The organism is uncultured Williamsia sp. (assembly GCF_947494875.1).
Lineage (GTDB): Bacteria > Actinomycetota > Actinomycetes > Mycobacteriales > Mycobacteriaceae > Williamsia_A.
The window spans coordinates 34,062-47,089 of record NZ_CANLWM010000001.1; the positions used below are offsets into that span (position 1 = coordinate 34,062).

General features: G+C 69.2%; 13 protein-coding genes. 4 read left to right on the forward strand and 9 right to left on the reverse strand.

Annotation, left to right across the window (positions count from 1 at the left end; genetic code table 11):
- Positions 1 to 25: 25 nt before the first annotated feature.
- A complete protein-coding gene (locus tag Q1A98_RS00165) occupies positions 26 to 1,114 on the reverse strand; it encodes a diguanylate cyclase (RefSeq protein ID WP_299568945.1) in 1,089 nt (362 codons plus the stop codon).
- A 237-nt stretch (positions 1,115 to 1,351) separates the two neighbouring features.
- On the opposite strand from Q1A98_RS00165, the gene Q1A98_RS00170 reads away from it, so the two are divergent.
- Positions 1,352 to 2,485 carry an alpha/beta fold hydrolase gene (locus tag Q1A98_RS00170; RefSeq protein WP_299568947.1) on the forward strand — a complete coding sequence of 378 codons (1,134 nt, stop codon included), beginning with the start codon at positions 1,352 to 1,354 and terminating at the stop codon, positions 2,483 to 2,485.
- A 176-nt stretch (positions 2,486 to 2,661) separates the two neighbouring features.
- On the opposite strand, the gene Q1A98_RS00175 is transcribed toward Q1A98_RS00170, so the two are convergent.
- The 3 genes from Q1A98_RS00175 to Q1A98_RS00185 form a co-directional block, all read right to left on the reverse strand.
- Complete coding sequence (locus Q1A98_RS00175) at positions 2,662 to 3,447, reverse strand: thioesterase family protein (protein WP_299568949.1); 786 nt, start codon at positions 3,445 to 3,447, stop codon at positions 2,662 to 2,664.
- A gap of 74 nt (positions 3,448 to 3,521) precedes the next feature.
- Positions 3,522 to 4,922 carry an acyl-CoA desaturase gene (locus Q1A98_RS00180; RefSeq protein ID WP_299568951.1) on the reverse strand — a complete coding sequence of 467 codons (1,401 nt, stop codon included), beginning with the start codon at positions 4,920 to 4,922 and terminating at the stop codon, positions 3,522 to 3,524.
- A gap of 107 nt (positions 4,923 to 5,029) precedes the next feature.
- The gene (locus Q1A98_RS00185; protein ID WP_299568953.1) at positions 5,030 to 6,127 is read right to left on the reverse strand and encodes a ferredoxin reductase; all 1,098 of its coding nucleotides are present in this window, start codon (positions 6,125 to 6,127) and stop codon (positions 5,030 to 5,032) included.
- Positions 6,128 to 6,437: 310 nt separating this feature from the next.
- On the opposite strand from Q1A98_RS00185, the gene Q1A98_RS00190 reads away from it, so the two are divergent.
- Positions 6,438 to 7,856, forward strand: a complete 1,419-nt coding sequence (locus Q1A98_RS00190) for a bifunctional phosphatase PAP2/diacylglycerol kinase family protein (protein ID WP_299568955.1) — start codon at positions 6,438 to 6,440, stop codon at positions 7,854 to 7,856.
- Between the two features lie 57 nt (positions 7,857 to 7,913).
- Positions 7,914 to 8,639: a GAF and ANTAR domain-containing protein gene (locus Q1A98_RS00195; protein WP_299568957.1), complete on the forward strand. Its 726-nt coding sequence runs from the start codon at positions 7,914 to 7,916 to the stop codon at positions 8,637 to 8,639.
- Here Q1A98_RS00195 and Q1A98_RS00200 read toward each other — a convergent pair.
- Positions 8,624 to 10,072, reverse strand: coding sequence for an NAD(P)/FAD-dependent oxidoreductase (locus tag Q1A98_RS00200; RefSeq protein ID WP_299568959.1), 1,449 nt, complete (start codon positions 10,070 to 10,072; stop codon positions 8,624 to 8,626). The genes Q1A98_RS00195 and Q1A98_RS00200 overlap by 16 nt on opposite strands.
- Positions 10,073 to 10,176: 104 nt before the next feature.
- Between Q1A98_RS00200 and Q1A98_RS00205 the strand changes: the two genes are divergently transcribed.
- Entirely contained in the window at positions 10,177 to 10,833 is a 657-nt protein-coding gene (locus tag Q1A98_RS00205; RefSeq protein WP_299568961.1) for a TetR/AcrR family transcriptional regulator, read from the forward strand.
- A gap of 20 nt (positions 10,834 to 10,853) precedes the next feature.
- Here the strand turns inward: Q1A98_RS00205 and Q1A98_RS00210 are convergent, their stop codons facing one another.
- From Q1A98_RS00210 to Q1A98_RS00225, 4 genes are all read right to left on the reverse strand, one after another.
- Positions 10,854 to 11,093: a LuxR C-terminal-related transcriptional regulator gene (locus Q1A98_RS00210; protein ID WP_299568963.1), complete on the reverse strand. Its 240-nt coding sequence runs from the start codon at positions 11,091 to 11,093 to the stop codon at positions 10,854 to 10,856.
- A gap of 184 nt (positions 11,094 to 11,277) precedes the next feature.
- Complete coding sequence (locus Q1A98_RS00215) at positions 11,278 to 12,183, reverse strand: alpha/beta fold hydrolase (RefSeq protein ID WP_299570443.1); 906 nt, start codon at positions 12,181 to 12,183, stop codon at positions 11,278 to 11,280.
- A gap of 78 nt (positions 12,184 to 12,261) precedes the next feature.
- Entirely contained in the window at positions 12,262 to 12,483 is a 222-nt protein-coding gene (locus Q1A98_RS00220) for a hypothetical protein (RefSeq protein ID WP_299568965.1), read from the reverse strand.
- A 40-nt stretch (positions 12,484 to 12,523) separates the two neighbouring features.
- Complete coding sequence (locus Q1A98_RS00225; RefSeq protein ID WP_299568967.1) at positions 12,524 to 12,982, reverse strand: hypothetical protein; 459 nt, start codon at positions 12,980 to 12,982, stop codon at positions 12,524 to 12,526.
- Between the last annotated feature and the right edge of the window lie 46 nt (positions 12,983 to 13,028).

The window sequence follows — 13,028 nt, forward strand, 5'->3', positions numbered from 1 at the left end:
GCCGCCGGCTCAGGTCACGAAAAGGTCACGACGCCGCGGGCTCGGACCGGGTGGCGCGTCCCCCGCCGGCGCGCTTCGATCGGTACATCAGATGGTCGGCCTGTGCGATCACCCCGGCCGCCCCGTCCGCGAGGACCGCGGACATGTCGGTGGTCACGACGCCGGAACTGAGCGTCACGGAGGGATCCCCGTCCCGACCACCTGCGACGGACGGGATCGCGGCGAGATCCGGGATGCGATCGGGGACCACGACGGCGAACTCCTCGCCGCCGGTCCGCGCGACGATCCCGTTGCGTTGCCCCGCAAAGGACGACAGGTCCTCGGCGACCTGGCGCAGCACGCGATCGCCGGCGTCGTGGCCGTGGGCGTCGTTCACCGCCTTGAAACGGTCGACGTCGACGACCGTCACCGACACCGGGGAGTTCGGCGGGAGCTCCTGCAACGCGGCCAGGGCGGCGTCGAGACCCCAGCGGTTGAGGACACCGGTGACCGGGTCGTGGTAGGCGCGTTCCGCCCGCCCCAGCACGTTCGCGAAGGTCTGCCGGAGCGTCCACGGCGTGACGACGACGACCGCGCCGAGCAGGATACCGCCGGCCACGATCGCGGCAGGCGGCTCGTCGCCCGTCACCCGAACACCCATCGCCACGATGACACCGAGCGCGTAGACCAGATGGGCGACCAACCACGAACGGGCGAGATGCATCGTCACGAACACACCGGGCAGGACGAGCGCGAAGGTCCCGATCGCGGCGTAGGTCGGTTGATGGATCACCCCGAGCACGACGGTGACCCCGAGGTCGGCGAACACCCCGAACGCGATCGCGCCCCGGCCGGACAGCACCGCCGGCGACAGGAGCACCCACACCGCCGCCGCGACCGATCCCCCGGCGAGTACCCCTGTGACGGACAGCGCGACCGGATCAGCCGCGGACAGTGCCCCGCTCGTACCCACGATGACACTCAGCGCGGCGAAGAGGAGGCACCCCAGCGCGACCGTACGGCGGATCGCGGTCATCAGATCGTGGGAGGCGAGCAGTCGCCCGAGCAGCGGACTGGCCGGGTCGAGTGGTCGGAGCCGGAACTCGATCCCGTCCCGTCGTCCTCGCTCCCCCATCAACGAACGGTAGAACATGTCGGACCGGCGATGCTCGCAGGTCGGGTTGCGGGTTCCTAACAGAATCGGGGCCACGCCGTGTCCGGTTTGTACATCGTCCAAGAACCGTCGCCGGCGGCGGGGCAACCGATGAACTGCTCAGCGAACGACCTCCGTCGTGAGGGTTGCTACCTACCGTCTGGTCTCGTCGATCGAAACACCAGGTCGGCGTCACCCTTCAGACACCCGGGGAGCCCCATGACCATCACGAACACCCGCCTGAGGCGGGCAGCTGTGGCCTGCATGTCCGTCGCCGCGGCCGTCGGCATCACCGTCGGCGCCACCGGGCCGGCCACCGCCGCGCCTTCCGTCCAGCAGTTGGCCGACGTGATCAAGACCGGCCTCAAGTCACCGAAGACCTCCGGCAACCTTCAGGCCCGGCAGCAGAATGTCACGACGGCAGCCGCGCCCCTCACACTCCCGGACGGCACCGACAGCGTCGCGAGTGAGACCTCCGGGTTCGGACCCCGCCAGACCCGATTCATCCCAGCGTTCGCCTACTCGGCATTCAACCCGAACGTGGCCCCTCCCGGTGCGAACGACTACAGCTGTAAGCCCAAGGCAGGCCAGCGGCCGGTGGTCCTGGTCCACGGCACCTGGGAGAGCGCCTACGACAACTTCGCGATGATGTCGCCCGACCTCGTCAAGGCCGGGTTCTGCGTCTTCACCTTCAACTACGGGAAGCTGAACATCACCAACGGTGGTGGTGTCATCTCGCTGATCCCCGGTGTGTACGGCACCGGTGACCTGCCCACGTCAGCGGGCCAGCTCTCGACGTTCATCGACAAGGTGCTCGCCCGAACGGGCGCAAGCAAGGTCGACATCGTGGGCCACTCGCAGGGCGGGGTGATGCCACGCTGGTATCTCAAGTTCCTCGGCGGTGCGGCCAAGGTCCAGAAGATGGTCAGCTACGGCGCGACGAACCACGGGACAACGCTGCTGGGCATCGGCCAGCTCGGACGCACCATCAACAACCTGGGCATCGACGTCCTCGGCGTCGCTCAGCTGCCTGTCGGCGTCAGCGGGATCCAGCAGGTCGTCGGGTCCGACTTCCTCACCAGGTTGAACGCGGGCGGGGACACTGCCCCCGGCGTCGACTACACCGCCATCCGGACCTACTACGACGAGGTGACCACGCCCTCGGAGTCGACGTTCCTCGTGGCGGGCCCCGGTGCGACAGTCAAGAACATCACGCTTCAGGACGGATGCCCGATCGACTTCTCCGACCACGTCTCGATGTCCTACTCACCTCGCCTCATCACGCTGGTGCAGCAGGCCCTCGACCCGACGACGAAGCTCGTCTGCACGGTGAACGGCTTCATCACCGGCTGACGTCCCCACCCGCTCGACCCACCGCGCCCAGCCGTCGCCCTTGACGGCTGGGCGCGGTGTCGTCCGGCCTGTAACGCATGCGTGCGTCACAGCGATGGGTAGTCGGACACCTGCCGCCGAACAGGGGGTGCGGCAGGTGTCCATCGACAACCGACGCGGCGGTACGGCCCTACGCCTCAGGCGAAGACGGCCACGGTCTGCGTCGCGACCATCACCACACGCCGATCGGCGTCGTACACCCGCATGGTCTGATGCGAGTACCCGTCGCCGGCGTGGTCACCGTCGGAGTCGACGAGGAACCAGCCCGTCGCGTCCTGCAGGTCCGCGTGGCACATGTGCACGTCCCAGGTGATGGTGCTGACCGGCGCCCACTCCTCGAACACCGCTGTCGCGGCGGGCGGGAGGGCGTCGGCGAGTGCGATCAGCGCGACCACGGGGTCGACGCCGGTCGCATCACGATGGCGGACCCAGGCGACGTAGCGGGGCGGACCCCCGGGATGCAGTGGACCGTCACCGATCGCGCGGCGGATGTCGAAGTTCTCCGCGAAGGCGGGACGGGGTGCATCGGCATCGGCGAACGCCGGACACGTCTGTGGGTCGGGGACGTCCGGGGCGCGGCTCAGGTCATGGGTGATGCCACTGGGTCGCGGGCGCGCGAGCACGATGGTCGACTGCGCCGCCACGTGACCATGACTCGTGGCCTGCACCGAGACGCTCGTCACCGACCGCCCCTGTCGCAGAACGGTTCCCGTCACCGTCACGGTGTCCACCGCGGGTGCCGTGAACGCGAAATGGGCCGATCGCACCGGTGGGGCGTCGTCACCCACGACCTGTCGCGCTGCCGTCACCGCCAGCGCTGCGGTCAGTCCGCCGTAGGCCGTGCGGCCCTGCGTCCAGCTGTCGGGGACGGTGACGGGGGTGCCCGCGCCGCCGCAAGTCACGATCTCGGCCAGTGTCGTCATGGTGACATCACCCGACCACACCGATGGGCCGACCATCACGGCCGGCCCATCGATGGGATCGCGCTCGGATCAGATCAGTCGCGCGTGGGCATGTCGAACATCACGCCGTCGTTGCCGTCGCTGTCCGGCCCGGCGGCAGAAGGACCGGCGGGCATCCGGCCCCGGTAGGCCGCGGCCTCGCTGACCCGACCATCGGCCCCGGAGTGCTCGGGACGGTGGTACGGGGGCGCCTTCGGACGGACCTTGCCGCCCGGGAACGCCAGCCGCAGGATGGTGCGCTGCACCATTCCCCACTGCTGGAAGAACGGTCCGGTGTTGTACGGCAGGTCGTAGCGCTCGCAGATGTCCTTCACCTTCGGGGCGATCTGCGAGTACCGGCTGCTGGGCATGTCCGGATAGAGGTGGTGCTCCACCTGGTAGCTCAGGTTGCCGCTGGCGATGTGGAACAGCGGGCTGCCGTCGATGTTGGCCGCGCCCACCAGCTGGCGGACATACCAGGCGCCACGGCTCTCGTCGGACGCCTCCTCCTTGCTGAAGGTGTAGGCCTGGTCCGGGAAGTGACCGCAGAAGATGATCCAGTTGGACCAGAAGTTGCGGATGATGTTCGCGGTGAAGTCGGCCCAGAACGTCGCGACGAAGGTCTGCTCCGCGGCGACGAGGTTGTCGTCCGCGAGGCGCGCCAGGGTGCGGGTGGGCTTGGTGCCGACCCGGCGGAGCAGGTTCCCGAACCGGGACTTGCCCCGCTGCGGCACGCGGCCGCCGGTGGCGGCGTGGGTGAGCAGGACGGCACCGGCGCTGATCAGGGGCCAGCCGATGTAGTCCTTGACGACCTGGCGACGCATCTTGTAGCCGATACCCCCCAGATCCTTCAGCATCTCCTTCGCGGACTTGTCCCCGCGACGGAAGGCCTCGAGGTCGAGGTCGTGCAGGGCGACGCCCCACTCGAAGAAGGCCATCAGCACCACGTTGTAGACCGGCTGGAAGAGGTAGACCGGGTGCCACTTCTGGTGCGGGTCGATCCGCATGATCTCGTAACCGAGATCCTTGTCGAGCCCGCGGATGTTCGTGAAGGTGTGGTGCACGTAGTTGTGCGAGTGCTTCCACGCCTCGGCCGTCGAGGCCGTGTCCCAGTCCCACACCGACGAGTGGATGGACGGGTCGTTCATCCAGTCCCACTGGCCGTGCATGACGTTGTGCCCGATCTCCATGTTCTCGAGGATCTTCGCGGCACCGAGTGCCGCGGTCCCCACGAGCCATGCCGGCTTCGAACGCGAGTTCAGCAGCACAACGCGACCGAGCGCGGCGAGCTGACGCTGCGCGGCGATGACCGACTTGATGTACGCCCGGTCCTTGTCACCGAGATCTGCATAGACCTCGTCGTGGATGGCGTCGAACTCCTTGCCGAGTCGTTCGATGGTGTCGGCGTCGAGATGAGCCAGGGGGCTGATCGGCTCAGATCGCTCGGTGGTGGTCATGGTGATCCCTCCGTGGTGTGGTGCGCCGGGCGGCGCGGTCATGCGGGGCTGGCCCGGGACGGGTGGCGGGTCGAACCTGTCGGCAGGGGTCTGGTCGCCGAGGCGACCTACAGGTCGATCTCCACATCGCCTTCGGCACTGTTGACGCAGATCCGGATGGACTGCCCCTCGGGCGAGCTGACCTCACCCGAACGCAGATCCCGGATCTGACCCTTCTTCAACACTCCGGTGCAGGTGTGGCAGATACCGATCCTGCATCCGTACTTGAGCTGCAGGCCGGCTTCTTCACCTGCTGCGAGAATGGGAACGCCCGGCTCGACCTCGAATTCCTCATCCGACTTGAGCAGGGCGACATGGCCGCCTTCACCCTCACCGGGTGTGGCGGAGAACGTCGGCTGGAACCGCTCGAGGTGGATCTTGTCCTTGACGCCGTTCTCGTCGTAGAACTCGACGAGGTCGTCCAGGAGTTCGCCGGGCCCGGAGGCCATGGTCTCGCGCTCCCGCCAGTCCGGACACAGCTCGTCGAGGTCTGCGGGCTTCATGCGCCCTTCGTCACCCGTCACCCGCAGATTCAGGGTGAATCCGTCGTGGACGCGGTCGAACCTCTCGAGTTCCTTGCTGAACATGGTCTGCTCACGCGCGTGGATCGAGTGGATCGCGACGATGTCGTTCATCTCGTCGCGACGATCGAGCTCGCGCATCATGCTCATGATCGGGGTGATGCCGCTGCCCGCGCTGATGAACAGCATCTTCTCCGGTAGCGGGTCGGGCAGGAGGAACGTCCCCTCCACGTCACTCAACCGGACGATCTCACCCGGCTTGATCTTCTCGACGAGGTACGGCGACACCGTCCCCGACTCGACGAGCTTCGGCGAGACGCTGATCAGGCCGTCCCGTGGCTCCGGGTCGGACGTGAGCGAGTAAGCGCGCCAATGGAACTTGCCGTCGATGACGAGGCCGAGACGCACGTACTGACCGGGCTCGTGACCCGGCCACTCATAGCCGGGACGGATCCAGACGGTCGACGCGTCGGTGCCCTCCGGCGTGACCTCCTCGACCCGACCGCGCAGTTCCTTGGTCGTCCACAACGGGTTGATGAGCTCGATGTAATCGTCCGGTTCGAGCGGACTGAACAGCGCACGGATGCCTTTGAGGAACAACCGTCGCGCAGGGGACACCTGTGGTGTCGCGCCCCGTTCAGCCATCGTGCACCTCTTCGGACTTCGGTCCGGCAACGTCAACGCGCTGTGGGCGCGGCGGTCGGCTGAGCACGTTCACCCCCTCCACAACTCGTTGTGACGCTCGTCTCTTCCCGAGAGTACAAGTGTTCACGGGTGCCTGCCGCGCCTTGGTGGCATCGGGGGCAGAATCGGACAGGCGGTCGTCAGTGCCGCCGACGTGAGGTCTCACCTCGCGCCGACTGCCGCCGACGAAGGGCCACGCGTGCGCAACCGATTTCGAGTCCGACGGCACCGGACGCGTCTCGCGTCGACGGCGTCGCGGGCCGACCGCGCAGTGTTCCTGGCGGTCGCTCGGACCGACTCGGCCGTCCTCGACGCGACCATGCGCCGGCTGACGATCGCGGCCAGTTTCTCGCGACTCTGGTTCGGCATCGCGGCGATCCTCGGCATCTCTCGCGTGGGGTCGGCACAGCGTGCGGCGGCCCGCGGCGTCGCCGGGATCGCGGTGAGCAGCCTGGTGACCAACCAGGTCGCCAAACGGATCTGGGGACGACGTCGGCCCGTCACCGACGCGGTCCCGCTCGCGCGACTGGTCCCGACCCCGACGTCCGGGTCGATGCCCTCGGGACACTCGGCGAGCGCCGCGGCGTTCGCCGTCGGCGTCGGCGTCGAGAACCGCGGCCTGGGGCTCGCGCTCGCGCCGCTGGCCGCTGCGGTCGGGGTGTCGCGTGTCGCGACGGGCGCCCACTACCCCGGTGACGTCGTGATCGGGTTCGCCACCGGCGCCGGGATCGCGTGGGGGATGTCGAAGGCGTTCCCACCCCTGTCGGTGCACCGCGAACGCGCCCCTGAACCGTCCTGGGTCGACGTCCCACCCCGGCCCGACGGCGAGGGCGTCGTCCTGGTGGTGAACCCCGCGTCGGGAGGCGGCACCGGAAGCCGCCTCGCCGACGTGGTGCGCCGTCGCCTGCCCGCCGCGCGGGTCGTCACCCTCGGCGAGGACGACGACCTCACCGCGGTGGTGGCCGACGCCGCACGCGAGGCCGAGGTGCTCGCCATCGGTGGCGGCGACGGCAGCATCGGCGCCGCGGCGACCGCGGCCCGGGCGAACGGCATCCCGCTGGCCGTCGTCCCGGGCGGCACGTTCAACCACTTCGCCAAGGACATCGGCTGCGCCACCGTGCACGACACGATCCGCGCCATCCGCGAGGGACGCGCCGCGGCAGTCGATCTCGCGGTCCTGAACGACGAGACGTCGTTCGTGAACAACGCCAACATCGGCACCTACCCCCAGTTCGTCCGGTTCCGCGAACGGTACGACCGTCGCGTCGGCAAACCCGCGGCGTCGCTGATCGCTCTGCTGCACGTGCTGCGCCGCGAACGTCCGGTGCGACTGCGCATCGGGGACCGCGAGGTGACCACCTCGATGTTCTTCATCGGCGCATCCACCTACGAGACACCGGGTTTCGCCCCGGCACACCGCCCGCACATGGACGACGGCGTCCTCGACGTCCGTGCCCTCGACGTGGGGCCCCGATGGGCCGTCCCCCGGATCATGCTGGCCGCGCTGACAGGGCGCCTCGACCGAACCGGCCTCTACCGTCAGGACCGCGTCTCCGAGCTCGAGGTCGTCGCGCTCGACGGCCCGACGGCGGTGGCACTCGACGGGGACGTGCGCACCCGCACCGACCGTGCCCGGTTCCGCGTCGACCACCGGGCACTCACGGTCTACGGCTCCTTCGACCGCGACTGAGGCGTTTCACCGACGCCGAACGGGGTAACCCGGCGTGCCGTGGACATCCATCGGCGCATGGCGGAACTCGTCCGGGAGATGCACGCGATCCCCGAGACGGCACCCGACGCCCTCGACCGGGTGCTGACGGCCGTCACGTCGGGGGCGCTCGCGAACGTGCCCGGGACCGACCACGCCGGGGTGCTGCTCGTCGACGCCTCCCAGCGCGAGCTGACCAGCGTGGCGACGACCGACGACATCATGTCGACCCTCGACGCCCTGCAGCAGGACACGGGTGAGGGCCCCTGCCTCGCCGCGGCCGCCGGCGCGACGGCCGGCGACGACACGCTGGTCTGGGTCGACGACATCAGCTCCGATCCGCGGTGGCCCCGGCTGTCGGCGCGGATCGTCGCCGAGACACCGGCCCGGTCGAGCGTGTCGTTCCGGCTCTTCACCCACCAGGGCACGCTCGGCGCCCTGAACCTGTTCTCGGACACCGTGAACGCCTTCGACGAGGACAGTCGGGAGATCGGTCGCGTCTACGCGACCCACGCCGCGCTCGCGATGTTCCGCACACGTCAGCAGGGCGAGTTCCGCAGCGCGTTGGCGAGCCGCGACGCCATCGGTCAGGCCAAGGGGATGGTCATGGAGCGGTTCGGTGTCGACGCCGTCGAGGCGTTCGCGCTGCTGCGCCGTCTGTCCCAGAACGGCAACCTCCCCCTCGCCGACGTCGCCTGGCGACTCGTCGACGCGGGGTCGGAGTCCGCCGGGGGTGACGCTCGGGGACGTCAGGCCACGCGGTGATCCTCGCGACGGAAGTCGCGGGCGAGTCGTCGGAACGTGAAGCTGAAGCCCGGGTAGGTCACCACCACGTGTCCGTCGGCGGACTTGTACCAGGAGTTGCAGCCACCGGCCTCCCACACGGTGCCCTCCATCTCCCGATGGATCATCTCGGTGTAGCTGCGCTCGGCGTCCTCGGTGACGTCGATGGTGCGCGCACCACGGGACCGCACCTCGTCGATCGCGGTCATGATGTAGTCCATCTGCGCCTCGATGAGGAAGATGGCCGAGGTGTGGCCGATGCCGGTGTTCGGCCCGGTCACGACGAACAGGTTCGGGAACGACGGGATGGTCGTGCCGAGGTAGGCCCTCGGGAACGGCGACCAGGCGTCGGCGAGCATCCGTCCGTCCACCCCCTTCACCGGATACGAGACGAGCCCGTCGGCGAAGTCGTAGCCGGTGGACCAGACGATGACGTCGACGTCGACGTGATCGCCCTGTGTCGTGACGATGCCCGTCGGGGTGACCTCGGCGACGCCGTCAGTCTTGTCGTGCAGGGTCACGGTGTCGCGCGCGAGCGCGGGGTAGAGCGTGCTCGACAGGATCACGCGCTTGCAGCCCAGGGTGTAGTCCGGGGTCAGCTTGCGTCGGAGCTCGGGATCGCGGATCGTCCTGCGCAACAGCCGCTTCGCCGCCGTCTCGTAGACGAGGTGGATGGCCTGGCGGGAGTACTTGAAGCCGACGATCCGGGTCTCGAGGTTCCAGTAGATCGCCGTTCGGAGCAGCTGGTTCACCCGGGGCCGGGCGAGGAACCGCGACAGACGCGGACCGAACGAGACGTCGTGGCGGCGCAGCACCCAGTGCGGGGTGCGCTGGAAGACATGTAGGCGCTCGACGTCGTCGACGATCGCCGGGATCACCTGCGCCGCGCTGGCGCCGCTGCCGACGATGGCCACCCGCTTGCCGGTGAGGTCGACGTCGTGATCCCAGTCGTTAGTGTGGAAGGCGGGTCCGGAGAAGGTGTCCCGGCCGGGGAAGTCGGGCACCACCGGGGTGCTCAGCGGGCCGGAGGCGTTCACGACGAACTGTCCACGGAAGTCGCCGGCGGACGTCCGCACGGTCCAGGCGTCGTCCTCCCATTCGATCCCGGTCACCTCGGCGCCGAGGACGATGTGGCGGTCGAGGCCGTGCCGGGCGATGACGTCACGGGTGTAGTCGGCGAGTTGGTGCTGCTTCGCGAACAACCGACGCCAGGGATAGGGCTCGCCGGCGATCGAGTACAGCGGCGACGGCACGTCCACCGCAGCACCCGGGTAGGTGTTCTGTGTCCAGGTCCCGCCGACGAAGTCGCGACGCTCGAGGATGACGAAGTCGTCGATGCCCCGATCGAGGAGCCGCATCGCGGCGCACTGCCCGCCGAAGCCGCTCCCGACGATCACGACGGTGTGTTCGCTCATCGACCTTCTCCCGCTCGTCGCCCACCCCCGCGCAGACTATCTGACACGCCGCCGTTCCCGACGAGCGATCGGCGGACCTCCACCGGGCGGTAGCATCGGCGCCCGTGGGAGAGGCGCCGACTGCAGCGGATCGCCGCACCGGCGGTCGTCGGTACGGCGGTCGCTCGACCGCTGCGCGGGTGGCCGAGCGTCGCGCGGCTCTGCTCGAGGCGGGCCTCGACCTCTTCGGCACCGACGGCTATCAACGGGTGTCGGTGAAGCAGGTCTGCGACCGTGCCGGTCTGACCCAGCGCTACTTCTACGAGTCGTTCGACGAGCGCGAGGCCCTGCTCCTCGCCGTGTACGACGAGATCGTCGACGACGTCGGCCACCGCACCGTCGACGCGATCGACAAGACACTGCCCACGATCGCCGAACTCGCGCACGTCGCCCTGACCGAGTTCATCGGCTATCTCACCGCGGACCGGCGACGGGCCCGCGTGATGCTGCTCGAGGTGGTCGGCGTCAGTCCCGCACTCGACGCGCGTCGGCGTCGCGTCATCGGCGACTTCGCCGAGATCATCGTCACCGCGGGGATGGCGCACGCCGGGCTCGCCGAGACCACCGACGAGTTCCGGCTGAGTGCGATCGGTCTGGTCGGGGCGGTGAACCAGCTCCTCGTCGACTGGGTCCTCGGCGAGGCGACTGCCGACCCGGCCGCGATCGAGCACGTCTGCACGCGGCTCTTCTCCGCGGCATTCGCCGAACTGCTCCCGAGCTGACGTCGGCAGACGAGCTCGGGTCAGAGATCGTCGAGCTCGACCAGGCCGTCCTGCAGTGCACGCGCGAGGAGTTGCGCCTTCGTCCGCGCGGGGCGTCCCACGTCGGCGTATTTGTTCCGGATCCGCGCGATGTGGGTCATGACCGTCGCCGGCGCGATCGTCAATGCCGACCCCACCTCGTCCTTGCTCTCCGACCGGATCCACAGACGCAGGACCTCGGCCTCACGCGGGCTCAACACCGGCCGCGGCATATCTCCCATGACGCCCCCTCACGACCCATCATTCGTGCTACCCGATCGAAAATACACGCTGCCACAGACACGTTTTCGCAGGCAGGAGGCATATTTGTGTCCATCTGCACGTATTGCAGAAAAATTGCACCCATTTCCTAGACTCCGGTCGGGGCACTTTCCGCGCTTGTCAGAGAAAGGTGGTGCGACCCGCTCAGAATCGCGAACCGGTGAACGGCGCCGCCCGCTCACACACCGGCGTCCGCGGGTGCGCGGGGTCGAGGGCGGTGAGCACGAACGTCGCGGCACGGCGTGATCCGGCCAGACCCGCATGCTCGGTCAGGTCCTGCGGGCACCCGTCCTGGACGACGATGTTCGTGACGTTCGCGCCGCCGGGCACCAGGCCGGACGTGTACGGCACGACGGCCTCGTCGTGGATCGTCGCGATGTTCGTGTAGGTGATGTCCGGCTCGTACAGTCCGCCGGCCTGCAGTCCGCGGATGATCGACGAGGTCGGGTCGAACTCACCGCAGGCCGCACACACGGGTAGCTCGGCCGGCAGCAGTCCCTGCCGACGCGCGATGTCGATCGTCGGCCCGGCCGGGGACGTCCCCTCCCACAGCGCGGCGAGCGAGACGTACCTCCCGATCTTGCGCGCGCCGGCTCCGCTCTTCACCCACAGTGCGGGGATGAGCGTCCCCTGCGAGTGACCGACGACGTCGACGCGGGCGGCGCCCGTCGCGGCGAGGACGCGATCGGCGAAAGATCCGAACTGCCGGGCACTCTCGCGCATCGGGCCCATGCCGCCGATCGCGGACACCGGCCAAGGGCCGGGAAGCGCGCCGTAGGTGAGCGCGAAGACGCAGTAGCCGGCGTTCTTCAGCAGCGGGACGTAGGTCCCCCAGTTCGTCTGCTGCGAGCCGCCGGTCCCGTGCACGAGGATCACCGGGTCCGGGTGGGCGGCAGTAGGTCGGCACGAGAAGTCGTTCGACCCGGGCAGCGATCCTCCGTGATGTGCGAGCTCGGGGCCGACACCCGAGAAGAAGTCGTACGTGACCGGCAGTGGCGTCGCCTCCGCCGTCCCGCCCACTGCGGTCGTCACCGCGACCACGAGGAACAGGGCGATGAGCGCGCGACGCAGAGACCTCACACCCGCGAACCTAGCAAGTGCTTGGTCGATCGCGTCGCGGTTCGCGCCTCAGCCGCGGGCGTTCACCGCGGCCTGGACGGCATCCTCGTCGGCGCCCCCGGGCACCTCGATGAGCCGCTCACCGTCGAGCGAACCGTTCGCCCAGTCGTCACCGTCGGATTCCCGCCAGTCCATGAGCTTGCCGTCGGCGTCGAACGCGAGCGCCGCACGATTCGGGTACTGCTCGGTGATCTGCGCGATGCGCTGCGCGAGGGTGCTCTCGTCGACCATGGCCACCGACTACCCCGCACCGGCGCGACGAAACGCTGTCCTAGTCCTCACCCGGCTCGGCGGGCAGATCGTCGACGGTGACGCGCGGCAGTGTCGTCACGGCGTACAGGGCGCGGACGAGGTGTACGGCGGTCAGCGCGCCGAACACCGCGGTGGTGACGCCGCAGAGGACGAGGAGAACCAGCGACCCGAGGCCGTCGCCCTGTGCGGCCACGACCACACCGGAGGCGCCGAGGACGGTCCCGACCCCCGCCCACGCCGCCGCGACCAGGCGCGGGCCGACCGTTCCGGCCGAGAACAACCGCTGGTAGATCCGCACCTCGAACTCGTCGACCGCGGCCCGGTGCACCGGGTCCTGCCCGGCGAGCGACCGCAGCCGTTCGACGAGCGCCGCCTGGTCCTCGAGCCGACGGGCGTCGCTGCGGCGGTGCGCGACGAACGCGACCGCCGCCACGACCGTCACCACGACGAGGACGAGGGCGGCTGCTGTAGGGCTCACGCCGGTCACCGTACAAGCCGTGGGACCGAACGCTCGGACGGTGCGC